Below are 22,912 nucleotides of genomic sequence, written 5' to 3'. Positions count from 1 at the left end.
ACCTTGAAATTTATTCGATTAGCGCCGCGACCACGGCGGGGATCTGTTGCGGATTAACGATGCGTAACTGTTTATGCCGCCCCAGCTCGCCTTTCTCTATGGTGACGTTGCTTTTCGCCACTTTGAACTGCTTGGCGAGAAACTTGATCAGATGAGCGTTGGCCTGGCCGTCTACCGGCGGGGCGGTAATGGCGACTTTAAGTTCGTCGCCATGCAAACCGACAATCTGGTCGCGGCTGGCTTTCGGCTGAATATATAGCCTGATTGCCAGCCCGTCCAGCACGGGGGTGACTGCACTCACAGCAGGAACCAGATCTCACCGAACAGATCCATACCCAGGTAGTTGATCAGATACAGGATCAGGATCACTACCATCGCTGAAAAATCAATGCCGCCCATTGCCGGAAGAATACGGCGGATTGGCGCCATCAACGGTTCGGTCAGTTGATACATCAACTGATCAATCGGGCTGCGGCCCTGACTTATCCAGCTCATCAGCGCGCGGATAATCATCACCCAGAAGATCAGATAACCGGCCGACTTTACCAGAGAGATCAAGCCAAACAGCAGGTTATACGGGCTGAGTGATATCGCGCCGCCCTGAATCAGCAGCAACAGCGGGTACTTGATGGTCATCAGCAGGAAAGCCAACAGCAGGGATGCGCTGTCAATAGGTCCCATTGACGGGATAATACGGCGCAGCGGGCCAATCACCGGCTGGGTGATCTTCACGATAAACTGCGCGAATGGGTTGTAAAAGTCAGCGCGTGTCCACTGCATCCAGATGCGCAGCAGCAGTACCATGACGTAAAGATCAATAACGGTTTTGACCAAAAAAGTCAGCGTTAGCATGAAGTCGTCCTTCTCCTTAACTCTCGATTATTTAAAATGATTTTTCCATTTCCTGCGCACGGGAAACTGCTGCCTGCATGGCTTTGGCCACGGTTGCCGGCAGCTGTTGCTCGTTGAATACCCGCAGCGCCTCGGCGGTGGTGCCGCCTTTGGACGTTACCTGCTCACGCAAGGTCGACAACGGCGTCTCCGGGTTGGCTTCCACCAGCGCAGCGGCGCCGGAAGCCGCTTGTTGCACCAGCGCACGGGCAGTCTGGCTGTCGAAGCCCATACGTTCGGCTTCCTGCTGCATGGCTTCCATAAACAGGAAGAAATAGGCCGGGGCACTGCCCGCAGCGGCGATCACGCTGTTGATGCCGTTTTCGTCATCCACCCAACATACCTTGCCGACTGACGCCATCAAATCACTGGTGTAGTCACGGTCCTGTTGGCTGACCTGCTGCGGCGCATACAGGCCACTCATGCCTTTACCCACCAGCGATGGCGTGTTTGGCATAATGCGTACGATATTCAGATTGTCGGCCAGCAGCTGGTAAAAACGGCTGACCTGAATGCCTGCGGCGATCGACAGCACCAGTTTGCCGCTGAAATCGATCTGATCGCGCAACGGCTGGCAAACATCTGCCATCATCTGTGGCTTCACCGCCAGTACGATGACGTCGGCCTCGCGTGCGCAGGCAAGATTATCGCCGCTGCTAACGATGCCGTAGTCGGCAGCCAGCGCATCGCGGTTTTTAGCTGAAGGCGCGCAGACGCTGATGGATTTGGCCGGGTAACCGCCCGCCACCAGGCCGGCGATGATTGCGCGGGCCATGTTGCCGGCGCCAATGAAGGTAATCTTACGGTGTTGCATTAAAATTCCTCGTCAGTATGTCAGGACTGCGAATAATCTCGCGCGCCAAAAATGGCGGTACCGATACGAACCAGAGTGCTGCCTGCGGCAATGGCCGCCGTCATGTCATCGGTCATGCCCATCGACAGCGTGTCCACCTGTGGATAATGCTGTTGCAGCGCCAGGAAGGCGTCGTGCATCTGGCGGAATACCGCCAATTGGCTCTGGTAGTCTTCTTGCGGAGCCGGAATCGCCATCAGCCCGCGTAACCGAACGTTCGGCAAGGCGACAACCGCTTCTGCCAGCGCCGGCAGTTCAGCCAGTACAATGCCAGATTTACTCTGTTCATCGCTGATATTTATTTGGATCAGAACGTTAAGCGGCGGCATGTCTGCCGGGCGCTGGTCGCTTAACCGCTGGGCGATACGCAGCCGATCGACGGTATGGCACCAGGCAAAGTGCTCTGCCACCAGCCGGCTCTTATTGGATTGCAAAGGGCCGATAAAGTGCCAATCCAGCGTTGCTCCTTCCGGCAGCGCGGCAAAATGCTGAACCTTATCCACGCCTTCCTGTACATAGTTTTCCCCGAAGGTCCGCTGGCCTGCCGCGATAGCTTCTGCGATCGCCGCCACAGGTTTGGTTTTACTCACTGCAAGCAGCGTCACTTCTTCTGGAGCGCGAGCGCAGCCTTGAGCGGCCGCGGCAATGCGGTTTCTGACATCCTGCAGATTCTGTTGGATAGTGCTCATCATTGACCCAGGAGATTGATATGGATATCGGTGAATTCGTGGCCCTTAGTGTAAAGCATAATGCTTCCGATCTGCACCTTTGTACGGGGCATCAGCCGATGTTGCGCATCGATGGCGAATTACAGCCGCTGGCAGGTGCGGAAAAACTGACCGAGACCAAGATGCATCGCTTGTGCAACGCGCTGCTGCAACCCCAGCAACGGCAGCAATTGCAACAGCAGGGGCAGCTTGATCTGGCGCTGACGCTTGCGGGCGATATTCGGCTGCGCGCTAATTTCTTTCTGCAAAGCCTCGGGGTTTCGCTTGCCTTGAGGCTGATTGCCGGCGAGTGCCCGACGCTGGCGGCGTTGGCAGCACCAGACATCATTCCGGCCCTGGTGCGCAGGGAAGATGGCCTGATTTTGGTGACCGGCGCGACCGGCAGCGGTAAATCCACCACCTTGGCGGCAATGATTGACGACATCAATCAGCACCAGCGGCGGCATATCCTTACGCTGGAGGATCCGATCGAATTTATTCACCGCAGTCGACACTCTTTAATTCAGCAGCGCGAATTGGGCCGCGACAGCCACAGCTTTGACGACGCATTACGTGCTGCCCTGCGTGAAGATCCAGACGTCATCTTGCTGGGGGAGCTGCGTGACACCACAACCATCAGGCTGGCGCTTACCGCTGCGGAAACCGGCCATCTGGTACTGGCGACGCTGCATACCCGTAGCGCGACGCAGGCGGTCGATCGGCTGGTGGATGTTTTCCCGGCGGAAGAAAAGCCCTACGTGCGTGCACAGTTGGCCGGTAGCCTGCAGGCGGTGATTGCACAGAAACTGTTGAGTCGGCCCGGGGGCGGCAGGGTGGCGATTTTTGAGGTGCTGACGGCGACGGCGGCGGTCAGCAGCATGATCCGCGAGGGCAAAACCCATCAGCTTGCCAGCGTGCTGCAAACCGGTGGGCAGTCCGGCATGCAGACCTTTGAGCAAGGTCTGCAACAGCGGATCTGTGCGGGATTACTGGGCGGCGCGGAGGGGACTTTGCCAAGGGATTAACCCAATTGCCGTTCAAACCAGCTTTCCAGGATTACCACCGCCGAGGCGGAATCCACGCTGCCCTTGTCCAGCGCGCGGAAGCCGCCGCGATCAAACAGGTTGGCGCGGGCTTCGACGGTACTGAGACGCTCATCATGCAGCGCGATCTGCACGCCAAAGCGGCCGTGTAGGCGGTTGGCGAACTTGCGCGCTTGCTCGGTGACCGGCTGTTCGGTGCCGTCCATGTTCAGCGGCAAACCGACTACCACCAGATCCGGTTGCCACTCTTTCAGCAACTTCTCGATCTTCTGCCAGTCCGGCGAGCCGTCCTGCGCTTTGAAAGCCGCCAGCGCACGGGCGCTGCCGGTTAGCTCCTGGCCAATGGCCGCGCCGATGCTTTTGGTGCCGAAGTCGAAGGCGATAATCGTGCGGTTGGTCATCAGGCGTGTCCTGCGTGGTTGGCAATGCTGCGGATATCAATGCCAAGGCGATTGGCGGCCTCGCGCCAGCGGCTGGCGATCGGCGTATGGAACAGAATGTCGGTGTCGGCTTCGATGGTCAGCCAGGCGTTTTCCAACACTTCCTGTTCGAGTTGGCCTTTTTCCCAGCCGGCATAGCCGAGCGCGACCAGTACGTCCTCCGGCTGTTCCGGCGTGCCCAAGGTTTCCAGTACGTCTTTCGAGGTGGTGATCATGGTATCCGGCGAGATCTGGATACTGGAGCCGAAACCTTTGCACGGCGTATGCAGGATAAAACCGCGATCGTCAGCCAGCGGGCCGCCGGCAAACACCGGTTTATCCAGACTGATGGCCGGATCGCGCGCCTGTGGCATGATCTTCAGTTTGCTCAGCACTGTTTCCACCGTGAACTGTTCCACCGGTTTATTGATCACCAGGCCCATGGCGCCGTCTTCATTGTGCTCGCAGACATAAATCACCGAGCGTTTGAAGCGAGGATCCTGAAGTGATGGCATAGCGATAAGAAAATGGTGTTGTAAATTCATGGTGTTATTTAAGGTATTTGATTGGTGAGAAGTTAAACAGCCGCCAGTATGCGGCTATCCCCATCGCCTTTCAAGCCGCGACTCGGTTGACGCGGGCTGACAGCGTCATTCAGGGAGGTCGGGAAGGCGGGCGACGCAAGTCACCCGCATTTCGATTACTTCGCTGCCAGACGCTTCTCGATTGCATCCATCAGCATACCGGTGATGGAAACCGGGAAGGCCGCTTCTATTTCACGCGCGCAGGTCGGGCTGGTGACGTTGATTTCAGTCAGGCGATCGCCAATCACGTCCAGGCCCACAAAGATCAGCCCTTTTTCTTTCAGCGTCGGGGCTACCGCACGCGCAATTTTCCAGTCGCTTTCGCTCAGTGGACGCGCTTCACCACGGCCGCCGGCCGCCAGGTTGCCACGGGTCTCGCCCTGCGCCGGGATGCGCGCCAGGCAGTAAGGTACTGGCTCACCGTCAACCACCAGAATGCGCTTATCGCCCTCCTTGATTGCCGGCAAGAAGTTCTGCGCCATGCAGAAACGGCTGCCGTGCTCGGTCAGGGTTTCGATAATCACCGACAGGTTAGGGTCGTCCTGCTTCACGCGGAAGATAGACGCGCCGCCCATGCCGTCCAGCGGTTTGAGAATAATGTCGCCGTGCTGCTGGTGGAATTTGCGGATGTGCGCCGCGCTGCGGCTGACCAGGGTGTCCGGCGTCAGTTCCGGGAACCAGGCGGTAAACAGCTTTTCGTTGCAGTCACGCAGGCTCTGCGGCTTGTTAACTACCAGCGTGCCTTTGACCTCTGCGCGTTCCAGAATATAGGTCGCGTAGATGTATTCAGTATCGAAAGGGGGATCTTTACGCATCAGGATCACGTCCAGATCATGCAGCGCCAGATCCTGCTCGCTGCCAAAGCTGAACCAGCTCTCTTTATCTTCCTTCACGCTCAGCAGCCGAGTGCGGGCGCGGCCGTCACCGGCGTGCAGATAGAGATCGTCCATCTCCATGTAGTGCAGTTCCCAGCCACGGCGCTGCGCTTCGAGCAGCATGGCGAAGCTGGTGTCTTTCTTGATGTTGATGGAGGCGATAGGGTCCATCACGATGCCGAGCTTAATCATCTTTTCTCCTTTAACCCAGATCGCCGAAACGTACCTGCAAAGCGGTAATTGCGGTGAGCGCTGTGGTTTCTGTACGCAGAACGCGTGGCCCAAGCAGGATATCAGTAAATCCGTGGCCTGTGGTCATCGCAATTTCGTCGGCGGATAAACCGCCTTCCGGCCCAATCAGCAGGCGGACATGTTCCACCGGCAGCGGCAGGGTATTGATACTGTGGTTGGCGCGTGGGTGCAGGTTGAGTTTCAGGCTGCCATCTTGCTCGGCGCACCAGTCTTCCAGTTTCATCGCCTCGCGAATTTCCGGAATACGGTTACGGCCACATTGTTCGCAGGCGGCGATGGCGATCTTCTGCCATTGCTGGATTTTTTTCGCCAGACGCTCGCCGTCCAACTTCACACCGCAGCGCTCGGAAAACAGCGGAGTAATGACATTGACCCCGAGCTCGATGGATTTCTGAATGGTGAATTCCATCTTCTCACCGCGAGAAATCACCTGGCCCAGATGTAGATTGAGTGGCGATTCACGGTCTTCCGGTTGGCCGGCGGCTAGCCGCACCAGCACGTTTTTTTTGTCGACCTGGGTGATCTCGGCGTCAAATACCTGGTTGCTGCCGTCGAAGAGCTGCAGTGCCTGGCCGGCGCTCATTCGCAGTACACGCCCGATGTGGTTGGCGGCGTCTTCGCTCAGTGCGATTTCTGCATGGTCGATTAACGGCTGCGGGTGATAAATACGGGGTATACGCATTGAATATTCGATCCTGACTAATATGCAGTCATCAGTGCTGCAGCTTGAAAAAAAAGAGTATATACCCAAAGTAATTGAAGCTGCAGCAAGGCGGCAAGTGAGTGCATCCCGATGAGCTTACTTAAGTAAGTGATTCGGGGGCGCTCACGCAGTCAACACCGCTGCAGTTTTAAGTACGAAGGGGATTTAGCCCTTTCGTTGCTGGCAAGCCTGTTGAATATAGAGGTTATGGTTGCCCTGTACCTTAGCGATGCGTGCCTCCCGCAGGCATTCCCATTGGCTGACCGGATACTGACGGTTCCACACCTCGAAAAGCTGGGTCTGTTGGCGGGAAAGCCGCAGTTGATAGCGATCGCGCATATAAAAATAGGTGCGGGCGATCGCACCGCGAGCGCGTGCGGGCGGTTCGGCCTGCTTATTTTTAAAGTCCACTTTCATTGGGCACTGGCCATACTGACCTTCGCCGCCTTTCCATTGGCTGTACATGAAGTTATTGCGGTCGCCGTTCACTTCGCCAATCGCCGGCTGCAGGTTGTGCAGGTCGGTTTCGATTTGGCGGTAGCTCGCGTCTTTGTTGCAGTTTTTGCGGCCACCCTGTTGCCAGCACTGCAATTGGTGGCCGAACTGCCAGGCCGGTACCACATGTTCCCATTCGATACGCTGTGCGCGTTGGGCGTTCTTGCGTGGTTGATAGCCGCAACTGTTTAAATCTGGGATGCCTTTCTTGCCCTGCCAGGTGATCTGGCAGCCGCAGTAGAAAGAACCGGGCGCGTCTTGGTTGATTTTGGCCGCTGCCGCCTTGGCCTGAGAAAAATTATTGATGCCGTGCGCCTGTGTGGCGCCGGTGGTGAAAATAACCGTAAACAAAATTTTGCGAAGCATATTCCAAAACTGCTCAAAATTGGAAAGGCAGGCAGGGTAGCGGAAGTCAACGGCAGTGGCAAACGACGGGCGTTAACCCCGTGACTTTTCAAGCCAGCGCCGGAGTCTGGCTGTAACTTGGGACGTAGGGAGCAGAGGTTGGATTTTTCGCTTAAACAGGCTCACCGGCGATAAATTTCAATTTTTCGCCGCACTGACGGCAGCGGTATTCGCTTTCTCCGCGAAGCACCCGATTATGCCGACGTACGGTGAGCTGATGCTGTTGGCAACGACAGAGGTAGGGGAAGGTTTTGCTTTGCACCGAGGCAATTTCAAACTGGTGGGTGCGGCTGGCCGGTACCTGCAACACGCTTTCCATCATCCAGCGCCATTCGCGTCCATGTGGGGCCACGCGGCCAAACTGGCGGAAGACTAACAGGTGCGCCAGTTCGTGCGGCACCACTTCGTCGATAAACGGCTGTTGGTTTTCCATCAGCAAAACCGGATTCAGCCGAATTTCCCAGGCTTGCAGCCAGGCGGTACCCGCACTGGTTCCGCGTTGCTGGTAAACGACTTTGGGTTCCGGAAACTCGACGGAAAAATGCTGACGCGCCAGCAGCAGTTTTTCACGCAGGCAGCGCATCACCGCCTGTTGCAGCGCTATGGGGATTCTTACTTTGTTCATTGCGGCTAGCTTAAGCAATGGCGCGACGGCTGGCAATAAGACGAAAAACTAATTCTCATCCCGCCTGCCGGGCCGGTTTTTCATTGCCTTGATAACCCGATCGACGCTGATGGATTGTAATCAATGTGTTAACTGCGGGATAATAAACCGTACATGCTGAGTCTGTACCCGCAGCGCTCACAGAAAAGATTGAAAAGCATCCCGAGAAAATACCTTTCTAACGCAGGGGTTATTATGCGATTTAGCGCAATAACCGACTGATTAAAAATACGTAAGGTGTGGGAAGTTTTTTGACGCGGCCTGCCCCGAGCTGGCTGAGTAAGTGTGAATTTAACGCAGCTGATGTTGCAAGTGAGAGATCAATGTCGAATAAACCGTTCCATTATCAAGATCCGTTCCCGCTGAAGAAAGACGATACCGAATACTATCTGTTAAGCCGCGATCACGTTTCCGTGAGCGAATTTGAAGGCCAGGAAGTTCTGAAAGTAGCCCCTGAAGCGTTAACCCTCCTTGCCCAGCACGCGTTTCATGACGCCTCATTTATGCTGCGCCCGGCGCACCAGCAGCAGGTTGCCGATATTCTCAAGGATCCGGACGCCAGCGAAAACGACAAATACGTTGCGCTGCAATTTTTGCGTAACTCAGAAATCGCCGCCAAAGGTATTTTGCCGACCTGTCAGGACACCGGTACCGCCATTATCGTCGGTAAAAAGGGCCAGCGCGTCTGGACCGGTGGCGGCGACGAAGAAGCGTTGTCACGCGGGGTGTACAACACCTTTATCGAAGACAACCTGCGCTATTCGCAAAACGCCGCGCTGGATATGTATAAAGAGGTCAACACCGGCAGCAACCTGCCGGCGCAGATCGACCTCTACAGCGTCGACGGTGAAGAATACAAATTCCTGTGTATTGCTAAAGGCGGCGGTTCTGCCAACAAAACCTACCTTTATCAGGAAACCAAAGCGTTGCTGTCTCCGGGCAAGCTGAAGGATTATCTGGTCGAGAAAATGCGTACGCTGGGCACCGCGGCTTGCCCGCCGTACCACGTGGCGTTCGTTATCGGCGGCACCTCGGCGGAAGCAACCCTGAAAACCGTAAAACTGGCCTCGACCAAGTACTATGACGGCCTGCCGACCGAAGGCAATGAGCACGGTCAGGCATTCCGCGACGTGGCGCTGGAAGAAGAGTTGCTGAAAGAAGCGCAGAACCTGGGATTGGGCGCGCAGTTTGGCGGTAAATACTTTGCGCATGACGTTCGCGTGGTGCGTCTGCCGCGCCATGGCGCATCCTGCCCGGTCGGAATGGGGGTTTCCTGCTCCGCTGACCGTAACATTAAAGGCAAGATCAACCGTGACGGCATCTGGCTGGAGAAGCTGGAGCATAATCCTGGCAAATTTATCCCGCAGGAGCTGCGTCAGGCCGGTGAGGGCGAGGCAATCAAGATTGACCTTAACCGCCCGATGGCCGAGATCCTCAAGCAGCTGTCGCAATACCCGGTATCCACCCGCCTGTCCTTGAGCGGCACCATCATCGTGGGCCGCGACATTGCGCATGCCAAGCTGAAAGAGCGTCTGGACAGAGGGGAAGGTCTGCCGCAATACGTTAAGGATCATCCGATTTATTACGCAGGCCCGGCCAAAACGCCTGACGGCTACGCTTCCGGTTCACTGGGGCCAACCACTGCCGGGCGCATGGATTCTTACGTCGACCTGCTGCAGTCTCATGGCGGCAGCATGATCATGCTGGCGAAAGGTAACCGCAGCCAGCAGGTGACCGACGCCTGCCACAAGCACGGCGGCTTCTACCTCGGCAGCATCGGTGGCCCGGCGGCGGTACTGGCGCAGCAGAGCATCAAGAGCCTGACCTGCGTCGAATACCCGGAACTGGGTATGGAAGCGATCTGGAAAATCGAAGTGGAAGATTTCCCGGCGTTTATTCTGGTGGATGATAAAGGCAATGACTTCTTCCAGAAGATCCAGTCTGGCCAGTGTTCTCGCTGCGTGAAGTAACCGCCGAAAGGATTTGCCGCCCACAGTGGGGCGGCAAATTTCAGGTTTTATCAACCCCTGTGTAAATTACTGTAGCCCGCTGGACGCGATGTTTTAACCTGTATACCCTACGCGCAAAGCACTAATACGCGCATAAAGGCATATTTGGAACAGAAGGTTCGGCAAACTCATGGAAACGCAGGAAAGTCATATCAGGGAATTGCTGGTCTGGATTGAAGACAACCTAACCAATCCCTTGTCATTGGATATCGTTTCTGCCAAATCAGGCTACTCGAAATGGTATCTGCAGCGAATGTTCAAAAAGCAGACCAGTTTGTCGCTGGCTTCCTATATTCGCGCGCGCCGCTTGTACCTCGCCGCTTTCGCCTTGCGTTATACGCAAAAAAGCATTCTTGATATTTCTATTGAATATCAATTCGATAACCAACAAACCTTTTCTCGCTGCTTCAAAAAGCACTTTGCCGAATCTCCCAGTGTTTATCGCCATGCGCGTAAACAGGACTTCAGCCATCTGGTTCGCTCGCTGTCGGTGAATCAGCCGGGGGATATCAAGGTCGATCGCGTCAAGGTCGCCAAGGGGCAGTATGCTATCCGAGGGAAGAGTTACCCTTACCATCTGGACATTACCGATCTGGATAAGTCGCACCTTCCCATCCGCAGCAAAATCAAAGAGACGTTCTATGCTCTGCTGGGTGAGCGCCCGGCATTGACCTATTCGTTGGCCCAGTTTGTGCCGGATGGGGAACGAGTGCGGGTGGATTATACCCTGGGCGTTGCGGCAGACTGCCCGGTCAGTGACGGTGCCGGGCTTGAAGCGCTGCCGGATATCTCCGGTGATTTTTGTCGTTTTTGCTATGCCGGCAAGCCGGTGGCCCTGAACGATCATATCGTGCAGATGTACACTCAGGTCTTGCCGCAACTTGGCCTGGCTCGCCGGGAAGGGCCTGACCTGACGATGTTCAACTATTCGCTAAATGAGCGGGAGGAGCTGCATCTTGAGCTCCAACACCTGGTGCCGGTGACTCCCCTTGACTGAGCGGGGTGGCAGAGCGGTTCTTTTGCTGCACGATATCTGCCATCACCGCCAGCGCGATTTCAGCCGGGGTCTTGCTGCCGAGCGGTAAGCCAATCGGGGCATGAATTCGCTCCAGCTCTTGTGGACTGAATTCGGCAATCTGCTGCAGGCGTTGGCGGCGACGCGCGCTGTTGCGCAACGATCCCATGGCGCCGATATAAAACGCCGGGGTATGGATAGCCTCCATTAGCGTCAGATCGTCCATGCGGGGATCGTGCGTCAGCGCGACAATCGCAGTATTGGCGTGACAGCCGCCGTCTTCAATAAACTTGGCAGGAAACTGACGCAGTAGCGTCACGTTGGATCTCAGCTGCGGGGCGAAATTTTCCAGCGCCTCCGGACGGTTCTCGCACACTAACACTTCAAACCCCAGCGAACTGGCGAAATCGGCGCAGTACAATGCCACGCTGGAAAGACCGGCGATCAGCAAACGCGGGGCTGCGGCAATATGCAGGGTAATTTGCGGGCCGCGGCGTTCCACCTGGGTCGCACTGGCGAAATCGGTCAACGTCAGGCTGCCGCAGGCATCCGGCAAAGTGAGGCGTTTGACCAGCGCATGGTGTCCGTTTAACGCGCCGGCGAGGGTTGTCAGGTAATCGATGCTCTCGTCGCCCGCCGGCAAATACTCAATCAGCACCTCCAGCACGCCGCCGCAGGGCAGCGCTACGTTGGGCTCCAGACCGCCCTCACCGTAACGAATGACCTGGCTGGCAGCCTGATACTCCCCGGCCGCCAGGCGCCGCAGAAAGTCTTCTTCCACGCATCCCCCGGACAGCGAGCCGCAATAATGTCCGTCCTGCGTGGCGGCCAACAGCGCCCCCGGCGATCGCGGCGAGGAGCCGTAAGTGCTCAGCACGGTGCACAGCCACACCGGTTGTTGTTTCAGCCAGTTTATCGCCTGGCTGACCACGGTGATATCGAGATGTTGCATAGATGAGTTACTCGCTGGCCGGTAGCTGCGACGGAAGATCTATATCCTGCACGACAGTGGGTTGATCAAGATAAAGCCAGTGTACCGCCTGCTCTTTAAGCAGATCGCGTGCACCATTATCGCCACGTAATTGGCTCAGTTGTTTGCGCAATAGAGCGGAAAACCCAACCGGGTGACCCGGCTGTTGTTCAAAACGGGGACGGACAATGGCGTGGTGCTGCAACGCGCTGGCTACCTGCTGGAAAACCGCCGGGGTAACGAACGGCATATCCGCCAAATGAACCAACCAGCCTTGCCAGTGCGGCGTGGCGTTAACGCCGGCGGCAATGGAATCGCCAAGGCCGACGCTGGCCAGCAGCGTGACCGGAACCTGATAGGCGGCGCAAATCTGTTGAACCTGGCGGTTGTCTGGCCGGGTGACCACCCATAGGGGCAGGCCGGAAGCCAACGCTTGACGCAGCGTTTGTTCAAATAGCGAACGTTGGCGGCCTGTGGCATCCGCAAACTCGGCATTTAATTTATTGCCTGCGCCACCGGCCTGAGAGAAGCGTTCTCCACGTCCGGCAGCGGCGATCACTATGCCTGTTGTCATCTTATCCGCCCGAATTTGCGCAACTTCTAATTACCTTACTAAAAATATGTGTTGTTGAGATGTGTTTTTATTGAAAATCGCATGTTAATCATCACATAATTTTGGTTATAAGCATATGCTTATGACGTCTACGGCAAGGTCGTCAGCGTTTGCGCAACACCACCGCTGAACACAAAACTACAATAAAGATGCAAAGGACTTTTTATGAGCAATTTCAACCCGTCGCGGCGTCGCTTTATCAAAAGCGCCGTGATAGCGGGGGTCTCCGTGTACCTCGCGCCCCTGTACAGCCGTGCCTATGCCGCGCTGTTTGAGCAGAAGATCCTCCAGTCCCCGAACTGGGATGCCCACGAGAAACGTATACGCTTTCGTATCGATGGCCGTGCCAAGGTCATGGGGCAGAAGGTCTTTGCCCGTGATATTCGCGCGGTGGATATGCCGCACTGGCCACAGCAGCAGGCGCACGCCTTTATTTTGCGCGTCACTCAAGCAGACAAGCTGTTCGAAGGTATCGATCTCTCATTGCTGGGCGACGACCTGCAGCCCGATCGGCTGGTAACCGCCGAGGATTTGGCGCGCGACGGTCTAGCCTTCCCGGCATTTTACGGCGACGACATGCTGCTGCCGATTGGCAAAACCCCGGCTTACCTGGGCCAGGCGGTGGCAATCCTGATTTATCACGATTTTGCCCGTTTCCGCTTTGCCAAAGACAAGCTGAAATTCCGCGAAGGCACGATTAAATACGGGGCGCAAACCGGTCCGCTGCAGCGCGACCCTTGGGGCACTTTCCGCTATGTGCGGGTGGGGGGAGACAAGCCGTTCGATGACGACCGTTTTTCCAGCCTGAAGGATACCCCGATTTTCCCGGTTTCGATGAAGAAACACCTGCCGGTCTGGCCGGAAGGACGCGAAGGCGGCAAGCTGGATCAGGAAGGCATGTATTACGCCGGCATGATTGCCGATGAGTTGAAAACGCCGCCGGATGAGTGGCTGGTGATGTCACGCCGCTATACCACGCAGTCCGTCGACACCTCCGCGCTGGAGCCGGACAACGCCAACGGCTGGTTCGATGCCGAGACGCAAACGCTGCATCTGGTGGTGCCGACTCAATCGCCGCAGGAAGTGGCCGATGAAATGCCGCGCATGCTGGCAAAACGCAATCCGCCGGTTAAACAGCTGATTCTGCACCCATGCTACACCGTCGGTTACGGCTCGAAAGATCACTTTAATTTCCCGTATTACGGCGCGGTGGCGGCGATGTACGGCGACGGGCACCCGGTTCGGCTGGCCAACGACCGTTTCGAACAGTTCCAGACTGCGCTGAAACGCCATGCCTTCGACATGAATTACCGCATTGCGGTAAACCGCCAAACCGGCGTGCTGCAGTCATTCCATGGTGAGATGACGGCAGACGGCGGTGGCCGCAGCAACTTTACGCCTTCGGTGGTGATGGTGGCGGCGACCGCGGCGCAGTCGATTTATTACTTCCCGAAAAGCGATTTGTCTGCGGTGGGGCTGGCTTCGCGCGCTATCGACGCAGGGTCGGCACGGGGTTACGGCACGCTGCAAAGTATGGCCGCCACCGAGATGATGGTCGATGAGCTGGCTGCCGAACTGAAGATTGACCCGATTGAATTCCGTTTGCGCAACGTACTGAAGTCCGGCATGAAAAATACGCAGGGGGCCATTCCTGCCGGGGCTATTCGCGCCGATGAAGTGCTGGAGAAGGCGGCGAAGCATGAGATGTGGCTGCAACGCGCCAAGCGCAAGGCGGAGTTTGAAAGCCAGCATCCGGGCAAACGCTATGGCGTAGGCTTTGGCTGCGTGCAAAAAGACTTCGGTACCGGTGCCGAAACTTCATTCGCCCGCGTCGAGCTGGGAGAAGACGGGCGCATTATGCTGCATCACAGCGGTGCCGAGATGGGCACCGGCATGTCGACCTCACAATCGGTGTTGTGCGCACAGTGGCTGGGCAAACCGGCAGACGAGGCTCACTTCTCGGTGACCGACTGGTCTGTGCTGCCGATGGTCACCAGTGGCGATCCCTACGTTATGTCGCAGGCCGATCAGGATCGGTTGCAAACCAATCCGGCCTGGACGCCAAGCTACTGCTCACCTTCCAGCGCCAGCAACTCGGCGTATTACTTCTCGCACAGTACGCGCGAAGCGGCGCGGCTGATATTCGATCATGGCCTGTGGCCGGCAGCGATGGCCATTTGGCAATCCGGCCCCGGTGGCGGCCAGGCGGCACCTTTAGTGGTGCGCCGAGAGGATGCGCGTTGGGTGGAGGGGGGATTGACCGCTGCCGGTATGGAGGTGTTGAGCCTGGAGCGGCTGGCAAAACAACTTTACCAGATGGGCGGGATCGCAGGCGCGGCGGTGCACGTATTCAACCGCTGGCAGTGGGCGGAAGCGGACTTTACCCTGAGCGGCAATAGCGAACGCCTGCCGATTGATGGCCTGGCTGTGCGCAACGCCGGTGGCGAGTTCAAAACGCTGCCACGTAATCAGGTCTATTATCCCCCGACTCAACGCAATAACGCGGCGGTGACCTATTACAGTGCCGTCGGAACCCTGGCGGAAGTGGCGGTGGATATCGCCACCGGCCAGGTAGAACTGCTGAATCACCATTCGATCATGGAGTGCGGCAACCTGATTGTGCCGGAACTGGTTTCCGGCCAGTTGCAGGGCGGGTTGGCGATGGGAATTGGTCATGCACTGCACGAATATTTACCGCTGTACGAAGACGGGCCCGGTAACGGTACCTGGAACTTTAACCGTTACCACCTGCCACGCGCCAGCGATGTGGCGGTCTGGAAGCAGACCGATGACATCCTGCCCGCGTTGTCGGAAACCGATCCGCCCAAAGGCATGGCCGAAGTGGTGATGATCCCGGTGGTCGCGGCCCTGGTCAACGCCATCGCCGACGCCACTGGCCACCGTTTCCGTGATTTGCCCGTTCGTGCAGAAAATATTCGTGAGGTATTACAATGAGCATCAAAACCCAGCCGATTTCCCTGACCATCAACGAAAAGCAATACGGCCCGATCGACGTACCTGAAGGGCTGATGATGATCGATTTCCTGCACGAGTATCTCGACCTGACCGGATCGCGTCTTGGCTGCGGGCAGGGTATCTGCCACGCCTGCGTAGCAATTGTCGATCACCCAAGCGGTACCAGCGAAGAGGTGCGTACCTGTATCACCGGCGCGCACTTCTTCAGCGGCAAAAAAGTCCGCACCGTAGAGGGGCATGCCAAGGTGGACGCGCAGGGCGAAGTGGTGGAGTTGTCACCTATCCAGCAGGCGTTTCTGGAGCATTACAGCTTCCAGTGCGGCTACTGCACACCGGGCTTTGTCAATGCCGCCACCATTTTTGTGGAAAAACTCAAGCGTGAACCCATTGCCCGTGAGCAACTGGAAAGCGCCATTGAGCAGGCGCTGGACAGCCATATCTGCCGCTGTACCGGCTATGTTCGTTACTATGAAGCGGTTCGCGACGTGGTGCTCAAAACCCCGGGCCTGCTGAAGGAGACGGCGCAATGAAAAAACGTCTCGCACTGTTGATCCTGCTGGTGGTCATCATCGTCATCGCCGTGCTGTGGTGGCGTGAAAACCGCCGTTACGATGGCCCGGTGCAGCAGGTAACCGCCAGCACGGAACAGGTTGCCCGCGGTCGCTATCTGGCGCAGGCCGCCGACTGTGCCGCCTGCCATACCGCCAGCGGCGGCGCGCCCTTGGCCGGGGGCTATCCGCTGGAGACGCCGTTCGGCACTATCTATGGCAGTAACCTGACGCCTTCGGCCGATCATGGCATTGGCCGCTGGACCAAAGACGATTTCTTCCTGGCGCTGACTCAGGGTGTGGCACCGGGCGGGCGTCATCTGTACCCGGCGATGCCTTATACTTCGTATAAAGGTATTTCACGCCAGGATGCCGATGACATCTACGCCTATCTGATGACCCGACCGGCGGTGGATGTTGCCATTCCTGAAAACGACATGCCGTTCCCGTTTAATCAACGCATGGCGCTGATCGGTTGGAACCTGCTGTTCCGCAGCCAGGCGCCGTTGCCAGCCAGTTCACAAGGCAATTCGGCGCAGTGGCAACGCGGCCGTTACCTGGCGGATACGCTGGGTCACTGCGGGGAATGCCATACGCCACGCGGCATGCTGGGGCAGATGAATCTTGGCAAGCCGATGCAGGGGGGCGATTTGGGGCGCTTTATGGCACCGGACATCACGCCGCACGGATTGGCCCAGCGCGGCTGGACGCCGGATGACCTCAACCGTTTCCTGGCAACCGGGATGGCACCTCAGGGATCTGCGTTCAGTGAGATGCACATGGTGGTGGATCTCAGCACCCGTCATCTGACGCCGGAAGACCATCAAGCACTGGCGACCTATCTGATGGGTGAACAGCCGCCGGCCGCAGTGCCGGTTAAAATCGGCCAGGGCAGCGATGCCGGGCGTATCAGCTATCTGGATCAGTGCTCCGGCTGCCATGCACGGGAAGGTGAGGGCAAACCACACGTAGCGGTGGCGATGCGCGATAACGCCACGCTGCGCCAACCGGATGCCAAGAATCTGATTGTTTCGGTGCTGGACGGTTTACCGGCGCAGCAATTCCCCAACGGCGAAAGTATGCAGAGCATGCCGGCCTTTGGCGAACGTCTGGACGATGCGCAAGTGGCGGAGCTGGTGAACTATCTGCGCGTAACCTGGGGGGGCTTGCCGGCGGATATCACCGCCGAGCAGGTGAAGGCCCTGCGCAAGAAATAGCCTAAGTCAGGCTAAAAAAATGGCCCGCAGTTTTACACTGCGGGCCATTTTGTTTTTGGCGTGAACTAGCTGCGGCTGGTTGCGCTCATTGCACGCTGGCTACGTTGCTTGACGATATAGCCAATGGCCAAAATTGCCACCCAAACCGGGATCAGCAACACCGAGATTTGAATGCCCGGCGTCAGATACATGATCACCAGGATACCGGCCATAAACACCAGGCACAGGTAGTTGCTGAACGGATACCAGAAGGCCTTGAACTTCGGCTCTACGCCTTCGCGGTTCTTGGCTGCGCGGAACTTCAGGTGCGCCAGGCTGATCATCGCCCAGTTGATCACCAGCGCCGAGACCACCAGCGCCATCAGTAATTCGAATGCGCGACCGGGGATCAGGTAGTTAATCAGTACGCAGAACGCCGTGGCCGTGGCGGAGACGGCGATAGCGATGACCGGTACGCCGCGTCCGTCCACCTTCAGCAGGCTCTTCGGACCGTTGCCTTGCTTCGCCAGGCCGTACAGCATGCGGCTGTTGCAGTAAACGCAGCTGTTGTACACCGACAGGGCGGCGGTCAACACCACGATGTTCAGCACGGTTGCTACCAGGTTGCTGTTCAGCGCGTGGAAGATCAGCACGAACGGGCTGCCGCCTTCCACCACTTTGCCCCAAGGGTACAGCGACAGCAAAATGGTCAGTGAGCCGATATAGAACAGCAGGATGCGGTAGATCACCTGGTTGGTGGCTTTGGGAATGCTTTTCTGCGGGTTGTCGGCCTCCGCGGCGGTAATACCCACCAGCTCGAGCCCACCAAACGAGAACATGATCACCGCCATTGCCATTACCAGCCCCATGACGCCGTTCGGGAAGAACCCACCCTGTGCCCACAGGTTGGTTACGGTGGCTTCCGGGCCGCCCAGGCCGCTGAGCAGCAGGTAGGCACCGAACACGATCATGCCGATAATCGCCACGACTTTGATGATGGCAAACCAGAATTCCATCTCGCCGTAGACCTTAACATTCGCCAGGTTGATGGCGTTGATGGCCAGGAAGAACACCGCCGCCGATACCCAGGTTGGGATCTCCGGCCACCAGTACTGCACATAGATACCGACCGCGGTCAGTTCCGCCATCGCCACCAATACATACAGCACCCAGTAGTTCCAGCCGGAAGCAAAGCCGGCAAAATTGCCCCAGTATTTATAGGCGAAGTGGCTAAACGAACCGGCGACCGGCTCTTCCACTACCATTTCACCCAGTTGGCGCATGATCAGAAATGCGATAAAGCCGCCAATGGCATAGCCGAGAATGACCGAAGGACCGGCCATTTTTATTGTTTGCGCGATCCCGAGAAATAGCCCGGTACCAATAGCGCCCCCTAGAGCAATAAGCTGAATATGGCGGTTTTTCAGGCCGCGCTTCAGCTGGTCGCCATGCTGTTGACCATCCATCAATGAAACCCTCTGTCGTTGCAGAATTACTCACATGCTGTAAAGCAGTGGTTACGATGTGTGTTTTATTTTATTTACGGCGTTATATCTATTAATTCCACGGAGCCGCTACCGTTTGGCAAAGAATAATGTTATGCGCGTCAGTTTGCACCTGCTTTATAGGGTGAGTGATTAAGATTTCAGCAGTTTAGGAAACAAAATGCGGGTTGTGTGACGGCAGGGGGGATTCAGTGCATGAAATAAGCAGCAAATCACATAATGCGCAAAAATAATTTAGCGCTGGTCGCTTTGGTTCGGCGAAATATTGACCGGTTGAGCGCACCTTATGCGCTGCAAATAGCTATTCGTTAAAGCTTAATAAACATGCAATAAAATCCTGCCTTTGATGCTTCAGTCTGCCTGACGGCAGGTTTCGCAAAAGTTAAATCAAAAACCTACCTCGTAAATGGTATTACCAAGCGTGCGTTAGCGGTTTGCAGCAGCTCTGGTATTGAGGTGTTAAAATGTGCGGGTAACCTGATTTCGATCAAGGCCCATATGGACAGGAGGTGAATACTTTGTTACTTTACCGTCACGTTTTTGAAATTGGTATTACCAATTGACTCCGCGCCATTCGCAGAGAAGAATTCACCCATGGCCTACAGCAAAATCCGCCAACCCAAGTTGTCAGATGTTATCGAGCAGCAGCTCGAACACCTGATCCTCGAGGGAACACTGCGTCCAGGCGAAAAACTGCCACCGGAGCGCGAGCTGGCGAAACAATTTGATGTTTCCCGTCCTTCTCTGAGAGAGGCCATCCAGCGCCTGGAAGCCAAAGGGCTGCTCCTGCGCCGTCAGGGCGGTGGTACCTTTGTGCAAACTAATCTGTGGCAGAGCTTCAGCGATCCTCTGGCTGAACTGTTGGCCGACCACCCTGAATCACAATTCGATCTGTTGGAAACCCGTCATGCCCTCGAAGGTATTGCTGCCTATTACGCGGCGTTGCGCGGCACCGACGAAGATCTGGCGCGCATCCGCGATTGCCACATTGTGATCCAGCAGGCCCAGGAAAGCGGCGATCTCGACGCCGAAGCCGATGCGGTCATGCAGTATCAAATCGCCGTGACCGAAGCTGCCCACAACGTTGTGTTACTTCACCTGCTACGCTGCATGGGGCCGATGCTGGAACAGAACGTACGTCAGAACTTTGAATTGCTCTACTCGCGCCGTGAGATGTTGGCAAAGGTGAGCAGCCACCGCGCCGGAATTTTTGAGGCGATTGTGGCACGCGAGCCGGAAAAGGCCCGTGAAGCCTCGCACCGCCATTTGGCGTTTATCGAGGAAATCTTGCTGGATCTCAGCCGGGAGCATACTCGGCGCGAGAGATCGCTACGGCGTCTCCAGCAACGCAAGGATTAAGAGCGTTCTCTTCAGGGCACACCAGCCTGCGGAGCTTTCGTTCGAAGTGCTTAGTTAAGCATTTAAGCGGCAACTAAACTGATGGGCCTGTCTTCGTGTGTTTTGCCTCAGAACACAGGAAGACAGGCTCCAAAACAAACCATTAGACAGATAAGGAATACCACCATGTCAGAACGTTTAAACAATGACGTGGATCCGATCGAAACCCGCGACTGGCTGCAGGCGATCGAATCGGTCATCCGTGAAGAGGGTGTTGAGCGAGCTCAGTTTCTGATTGATCAGGTATTGGGTGAAGCCCGTAAAGGCGGTGTTAGCGTTGCAGCCGGTGCTGCGGCTCACAACTACGTCAACACCATCGCGGTGGAAGACGAACCTGCTTACCCTGGTAACCTGGATCTTGAGCGTCGTATCCGCAGCGCTATCCGCTGGAACGCGGTAATGACCGTGCTGCGCGCTTCCAAGAAAGATCTGGACCTGGGCGGCCACATGGCTTCCTTCCAATCTTCCGCGACCTTCTATGAAGTCTGCTTCAACCACTTCTTCCGTGCACGCAACGAGCAAGACGGCGGCGATCTGGTTTACTTCCAGGGCCACATCTCTCCGGGCGTTTACGCACGTGCCTTCCTTGAAGGCCGCTTGACCGAAGACCAAATGAACAACTTCCGTCAGGAAGTTCACGGTAAAGGCCTGTCTTCTTACCCGCATCCTAAACTGATGCCTGAATTCTGGCAGTTCCCGACCGTTTCCATGGGCCTGGGCCCAATCAGCGCCATCTACCAGGCGAAGTTCCTGAAATATCTGGAACACCGTGGCCTGAAGAACACCTCTGCTCAAACCGTTTACGCCTTCCTGGGCGACGGTGAGATGGATGAGCCGGAATCCAAAGGTGCGATCACCATCGCTACCCGTGAGAAGCTGGACAACCTGGTGTTCGTCATCAACTGCAACCTGCAACGTCTGGACGGCCCAGTCACCGGTAACGGCAAGATCATCAATGAACTGGAAGGTATCTTCTCCGGCGCAGGCTGGCAGGTACTGAAAGTGATTTGGGGTGGTCGTTGGGACGAACTGCTGCGTAAAGACACCAGCGGCAAGCTGATCCAGCTGATGAACGAAACCCTGGACGGCGACTACCAGACCTTCAAATCCAAAGACGGCGCTTACGTACGTGAGCACTTCTTCGGCCGCTTCCCGGAAACCGCCGCTCTGGTCAAAGACATGACCGACGACGAAATCTGGGCGCTGAACCGCGGTGGTCACGATCCGAAGAAAGTCTTCGCTGCACTGAAAAAAGCGCAGGACACCCAAGGCAAACCAACCGTTATCCTGGCCCATACCATTAAAGGTTACGGCATGGGTGAAACCGCGGAAGGTAAAAACATCGCTCACCAGGTGAAGAAAATGAACATGGAAGGGGTTCACCACTTCCGCGATCGTTTCAATGTGCCAGTTGCCGATGCCGACATCGAAAAACTGCCGTACATCACCTTCGAGAAAGACTCTGAAGAGTACAAATACCTGCACGAACGCCGTCAGGCGCTGAAAGGTTATGTACCGACCCGTCTGCCAGCCTTCACCCAGAAGCTGGAAATGCCGGCTCTGGAAGACTTCAGCTCACTGCTGGAAGAGCAGAACAAAGAAATCTCCACCACCATCGCCTTCGTGCGTGCCCTGAACGTGATGCTGAAGAACAAGTCGATCAAAGATCGTCTGGTTCCAATCATCGCTGACGAAGCGCGTACCTTCGGTATGGAAGGTCTGTTCCGTCAGATCGGTATCTACAGCCCGAACGGTCAGCAATATACCCCGCAGGACCGTGAGCAGGTTGCTTACTACAAAGAAGACGAAAAAGGTCAGATCCTGCAGGAAGGCATCAACGAACTGGGCGCAGCATCTTCATGGCTGGCCGCAGCGACTTCCTACAGCACCAACGATCTGCCGATGATTCCGTTCTACATCTACTACTCGATGTTCGGTTTCCAGCGTATCGGTGACCTGTGCTGGGCAGCAGGCGACCAACAGGCGCGCGGCTTCCTGATCGGCGGTACTTCAGGCCGTACCACCCTGAACGGTGAAGGTCTGCAGCACGAAGACGGCCACAGCCACATTCAGTCTCTGACTATCCCTAACTGTATCTCTTACGATCCAGCTTATGCATACGAAGTGGCAGTGATCATGCATGACGGTCTGGTCCGCATGTACGGCGACGCGCAAGAAAACGTCTACTACTACATCACCACGCTGAACGAAAACTACCACATGCCGGCCATGCCGCAGGGCGCAGAAGAAGGTATCCGCAAAGGTATCTACAAGCTGGACACTCTGGCAGGCAGCAAAGGCAAGGTTCAGTTGCTGGGTTCAGGTTCTATCCTGCGTCACGTACGTGAAGCGGCGAAGATCCTGGCAGACGATTACGGCGTGGGTTCTGACATCTACAGCGTGACTTCCTTCACTGAACTGGCGCGTGATGGCCAGGACTGCGAGCGTTGGAACATGCTGCACCCAACCGAAACTCCACGTGTACCGTACATTGCTCAGGTGATGAACGATGCGCCGGCGGTTGCGTCTACCGACTACATGAAGCTGTTTGCAGAACAGGTTCGTACTTACGTTCCAGCCAGCGACTATCGCGTTCTGGGTACTGACGGCTTCGGTCGTTCAGACAGCCGCGAAAACCTGCGCCACCACTTTGAAGTTGACGCTTCTTACGTTGTGGTTGCTGCACTGGGTGAACTGGCTAAACGCGGTGAAATTGAAGCTTCTGTGGTAGCTGATGCGATTAAGAAATTCGACATCAACCCAGAAAAAGTTAACCCGCGTCTGGCATAAG

The 22,912-nt window shown here is 56.4% G+C and carries 21 protein-coding genes; 8 read left to right on the top strand and 13 right to left on the bottom strand.

Annotation, left to right across the window (positions count from 1 at the left end; genetic code table 11):
- Positions 1-10: 10 nt before the first annotated feature.
- From yggU to M495_RS20570, 4 genes are read right to left on the bottom strand one after another with little or no spacing between them, the layout of a single operon-like run.
- Complete coding sequence (gene yggU / locus M495_RS20585; protein WP_020828604.1) at positions 11-301, bottom strand: DUF167 family protein YggU; 291 nt, start codon at positions 299-301, stop codon at positions 11-13.
- Positions 298-852: a YggT family protein gene (locus tag M495_RS20580; RefSeq protein ID WP_020828603.1), complete on the bottom strand. Its 555-nt coding sequence runs from the start codon at positions 850-852 to the stop codon at positions 298-300. The genes yggU and M495_RS20580 overlap by 4 nt, the downstream gene beginning before the upstream one ends.
- 31 nt (positions 853-883) lie before the next feature.
- Complete coding sequence (gene proC / locus M495_RS20575; RefSeq protein ID WP_020828602.1) at positions 884-1,705, bottom strand: pyrroline-5-carboxylate reductase; 822 nt, start codon at positions 1,703-1,705, stop codon at positions 884-886.
- A 20-nt stretch (positions 1,706-1,725) separates the two neighbouring features.
- Positions 1,726-2,433 (bottom strand): YggS family pyridoxal phosphate-dependent enzyme, encoded by a 708-nt coding sequence (locus tag M495_RS20570; RefSeq protein ID WP_020828601.1) that lies wholly within the window; start codon positions 2,431-2,433, stop codon positions 1,726-1,728.
- A gap of 20 nt (positions 2,434-2,453) precedes the next feature.
- Between M495_RS20570 and M495_RS20565 the strand changes: the two genes are divergently transcribed.
- Positions 2,454-3,476 carry a type IV pilus twitching motility protein PilT gene (locus M495_RS20565; RefSeq protein ID WP_020828600.1) on the top strand — a complete coding sequence of 341 codons (1,023 nt, stop codon included), beginning with the start codon at positions 2,454-2,456 and terminating at the stop codon, positions 3,474-3,476.
- On the opposite strand, the gene ruvX is transcribed toward M495_RS20565, so the two are convergent.
- From ruvX to M495_RS20535, 6 genes are all read right to left on the bottom strand, one after another.
- On the bottom strand, positions 3,473-3,895 hold the full coding sequence (ruvX, locus tag M495_RS20560; protein WP_020828599.1) for a Holliday junction resolvase RuvX: 423 nt from the start codon (positions 3,893-3,895) through the stop codon (positions 3,473-3,475). The two genes, M495_RS20565 and ruvX, sit on opposite strands and share 4 nt — an antisense overlap.
- Positions 3,895-4,458, bottom strand: coding sequence for a YqgE/AlgH family protein (locus M495_RS20555; protein WP_041414955.1), 564 nt, complete (start codon positions 4,456-4,458; stop codon positions 3,895-3,897). Before M495_RS20555 ends, ruvX begins: the two co-directional genes overlap by 1 nt.
- A 155-nt stretch (positions 4,459-4,613) precedes the next feature.
- A complete protein-coding gene (gene gshB, locus M495_RS20550; protein ID WP_020828597.1) occupies positions 4,614-5,564 on the bottom strand; it encodes a glutathione synthase in 951 nt (316 codons plus the stop codon).
- 10 nt (positions 5,565-5,574) lie between these two features.
- Positions 5,575-6,306: a 16S rRNA (uracil(1498)-N(3))-methyltransferase gene (gene rsmE / locus M495_RS20545; protein ID WP_020828596.1), complete on the bottom strand. Its 732-nt coding sequence runs from the start codon at positions 6,304-6,306 to the stop codon at positions 5,575-5,577.
- 186 nt (positions 6,307-6,492) lie between these two features.
- Positions 6,493-7,188: a deoxyribonuclease I gene (gene endA / locus M495_RS20540; protein WP_020828595.1), complete on the bottom strand. Its 696-nt coding sequence runs from the start codon at positions 7,186-7,188 to the stop codon at positions 6,493-6,495.
- Between the two features lie 151 nt (positions 7,189-7,339).
- Positions 7,340-7,852 carry a SprT family zinc-dependent metalloprotease gene (locus M495_RS20535; protein WP_041414952.1) on the bottom strand — a complete coding sequence of 171 codons (513 nt, stop codon included), beginning with the start codon at positions 7,850-7,852 and terminating at the stop codon, positions 7,340-7,342.
- A gap of 362 nt (positions 7,853-8,214) precedes the next feature.
- On the opposite strand from M495_RS20535, the gene fumA reads away from it, so the two are divergent.
- On the top strand, positions 8,215-9,861 hold the full coding sequence (fumA, locus tag M495_RS20530; protein WP_020828593.1) for a class I fumarate hydratase FumA: 1,647 nt from the start codon (positions 8,215-8,217) through the stop codon (positions 9,859-9,861).
- Positions 9,862-10,030: 169 nt separating this feature from the next.
- A complete protein-coding gene (locus M495_RS20525) occupies positions 10,031-10,897 on the top strand; it encodes a helix-turn-helix domain-containing protein (RefSeq protein WP_020828592.1) in 867 nt (288 codons plus the stop codon).
- On the opposite strand, the gene M495_RS20520 is transcribed toward M495_RS20525, so the two are convergent.
- Both M495_RS20520 and M495_RS20515 read right to left on the bottom strand, forming a co-directional pair.
- Positions 10,821-11,867 carry an XdhC family protein gene (locus tag M495_RS20520; protein WP_020828591.1) on the bottom strand — a complete coding sequence of 349 codons (1,047 nt, stop codon included), beginning with the start codon at positions 11,865-11,867 and terminating at the stop codon, positions 10,821-10,823. The genes M495_RS20525 and M495_RS20520 overlap by 77 nt on opposite strands.
- Positions 11,868-11,874: 7 nt before the next feature.
- Positions 11,875-12,459, bottom strand: coding sequence for a nucleotidyltransferase family protein (locus M495_RS20515; protein ID WP_041414950.1), 585 nt, complete (start codon positions 12,457-12,459; stop codon positions 11,875-11,877).
- A gap of 204 nt (positions 12,460-12,663) precedes the next feature.
- Here M495_RS20515 and M495_RS20510 point away from each other — a divergent pair, with 204 nt between their 5' ends.
- From M495_RS20510 to M495_RS20500, 3 genes are read left to right on the top strand one after another with little or no spacing between them, the layout of a single operon-like run.
- Positions 12,664-15,453 carry a xanthine dehydrogenase family protein molybdopterin-binding subunit gene (locus M495_RS20510; protein ID WP_020828589.1) on the top strand — a complete coding sequence of 930 codons (2,790 nt, stop codon included), beginning with the start codon at positions 12,664-12,666 and terminating at the stop codon, positions 15,451-15,453.
- Positions 15,450-16,004, top strand: a complete 555-nt coding sequence (locus M495_RS20505) for a (2Fe-2S)-binding protein (RefSeq protein ID WP_020828588.1) — start codon at positions 15,450-15,452, stop codon at positions 16,002-16,004. Before M495_RS20510 ends, M495_RS20505 begins: the two co-directional genes overlap by 4 nt.
- Positions 16,001-17,239: a cytochrome c gene (locus M495_RS20500; RefSeq protein ID WP_020828587.1), complete on the top strand. Its 1,239-nt coding sequence runs from the start codon at positions 16,001-16,003 to the stop codon at positions 17,237-17,239. The genes M495_RS20505 and M495_RS20500 overlap by 4 nt, the downstream gene beginning before the upstream one ends.
- A gap of 65 nt (positions 17,240-17,304) precedes the next feature.
- On the opposite strand, the gene M495_RS20495 is transcribed toward M495_RS20500, so the two are convergent.
- Entirely contained in the window at positions 17,305-18,684 is a 1,380-nt protein-coding gene (locus M495_RS20495) for an amino acid permease (protein ID WP_020828586.1), read from the bottom strand.
- Positions 18,685-19,317: 633 nt separating this feature from the next.
- Between M495_RS20495 and pdhR the strand changes: the two genes are divergently transcribed.
- Complete coding sequence (gene pdhR, locus M495_RS20490) at positions 19,318-20,082, top strand: pyruvate dehydrogenase complex transcriptional repressor PdhR (protein WP_020828585.1); 765 nt, start codon at positions 19,318-19,320, stop codon at positions 20,080-20,082.
- A gap of 165 nt (positions 20,083-20,247) precedes the next feature.
- Complete coding sequence (gene aceE / locus M495_RS20485) at positions 20,248-22,911, top strand: pyruvate dehydrogenase (acetyl-transferring), homodimeric type (protein ID WP_020828584.1); 2,664 nt, start codon at positions 20,248-20,250, stop codon at positions 22,909-22,911.
- The last annotated feature ends 1 nt before the right edge of the window (position 22,912 follow it).

It is taken from the genome of Serratia liquefaciens ATCC 27592 (genome assembly GCF_000422085.1).
Lineage (GTDB): Bacteria > Pseudomonadota > Gammaproteobacteria > Enterobacterales > Enterobacteriaceae > Serratia > Serratia liquefaciens.
Note: the sequence above shows the minus strand (reverse complement) of the source record. Positions and strands in the feature narration are given on the sequence as shown.

Bases quoted from the DNA above. Each gene is read 5' to 3' on its own strand.
- M495_RS20580 (WP_020828603.1), bottom strand. From the start codon at position 852: ATGCTAACGCTGACTTTTTTGGTCAAAACCGTTATTGATCTTTACGTC.
- M495_RS20525 (WP_020828592.1), top strand. From the start codon at position 10,031: ATGGAAACGCAGGAAAGTCATATCAGGGAATTGCTGGTCTGGATTGAA.
- ruvX (WP_020828599.1), bottom strand. From the start codon at position 3,895: ATGACCAACCGCACGATTATCGCCTTCGACTTCGGCACCAAAAGCATC.
- M495_RS20500 (WP_020828587.1), top strand. From the start codon at position 16,001: ATGAAAAAACGTCTCGCACTGTTGATCCTGCTGGTGGTCATCATCGTC.
- aceE (WP_020828584.1), top strand. From the start codon at position 20,248: ATGTCAGAACGTTTAAACAATGACGTGGATCCGATCGAAACCCGCGAC.
- M495_RS20565 (WP_020828600.1), top strand. From the start codon at position 2,454: ATGGATATCGGTGAATTCGTGGCCCTTAGTGTAAAGCATAATGCTTCC.
- M495_RS20505 (WP_020828588.1), top strand. From the start codon at position 15,450: ATGAGCATCAAAACCCAGCCGATTTCCCTGACCATCAACGAAAAGCAA.
- pdhR (WP_020828585.1), top strand. From the start codon at position 19,318: ATGGCCTACAGCAAAATCCGCCAACCCAAGTTGTCAGATGTTATCGAG.
- proC (WP_020828602.1), bottom strand. From the start codon at position 1,705: ATGCAACACCGTAAGATTACCTTCATTGGCGCCGGCAACATGGCCCGC.
- M495_RS20515 (WP_041414950.1), bottom strand. From the start codon at position 12,459: ATGACAACAGGCATAGTGATCGCCGCTGCCGGACGTGGAGAACGCTTC.
- M495_RS20520 (WP_020828591.1), bottom strand. From the start codon at position 11,867: ATGCAACATCTCGATATCACCGTGGTCAGCCAGGCGATAAACTGGCTG.
- M495_RS20570 (WP_020828601.1), bottom strand. From the start codon at position 2,433: ATGAGCACTATCCAACAGAATCTGCAGGATGTCAGAAACCGCATTGCC.
- M495_RS20510 (WP_020828589.1), top strand. From the start codon at position 12,664: ATGAGCAATTTCAACCCGTCGCGGCGTCGCTTTATCAAAAGCGCCGTG.
- gshB (WP_020828597.1), bottom strand. From the start codon at position 5,564: ATGATTAAGCTCGGCATCGTGATGGACCCTATCGCCTCCATCAACATC.
- M495_RS20535 (WP_041414952.1), bottom strand. From the start codon at position 7,852: ATGAACAAAGTAAGAATCCCCATAGCGCTGCAACAGGCGGTGATGCGC.
- M495_RS20555 (WP_041414955.1), bottom strand. From the start codon at position 4,458: ATGAATTTACAACACCATTTTCTTATCGCTATGCCATCACTTCAGGAT.
- fumA (WP_020828593.1), top strand. From the start codon at position 8,215: ATGTCGAATAAACCGTTCCATTATCAAGATCCGTTCCCGCTGAAGAAA.
- endA (WP_020828595.1), bottom strand. From the start codon at position 7,188: ATGCTTCGCAAAATTTTGTTTACGGTTATTTTCACCACCGGCGCCACA.
- rsmE (WP_020828596.1), bottom strand. From the start codon at position 6,306: ATGCGTATACCCCGTATTTATCACCCGCAGCCGTTAATCGACCATGCA.
- M495_RS20495 (WP_020828586.1), bottom strand. From the start codon at position 18,684: ATGGATGGTCAACAGCATGGCGACCAGCTGAAGCGCGGCCTGAAAAAC.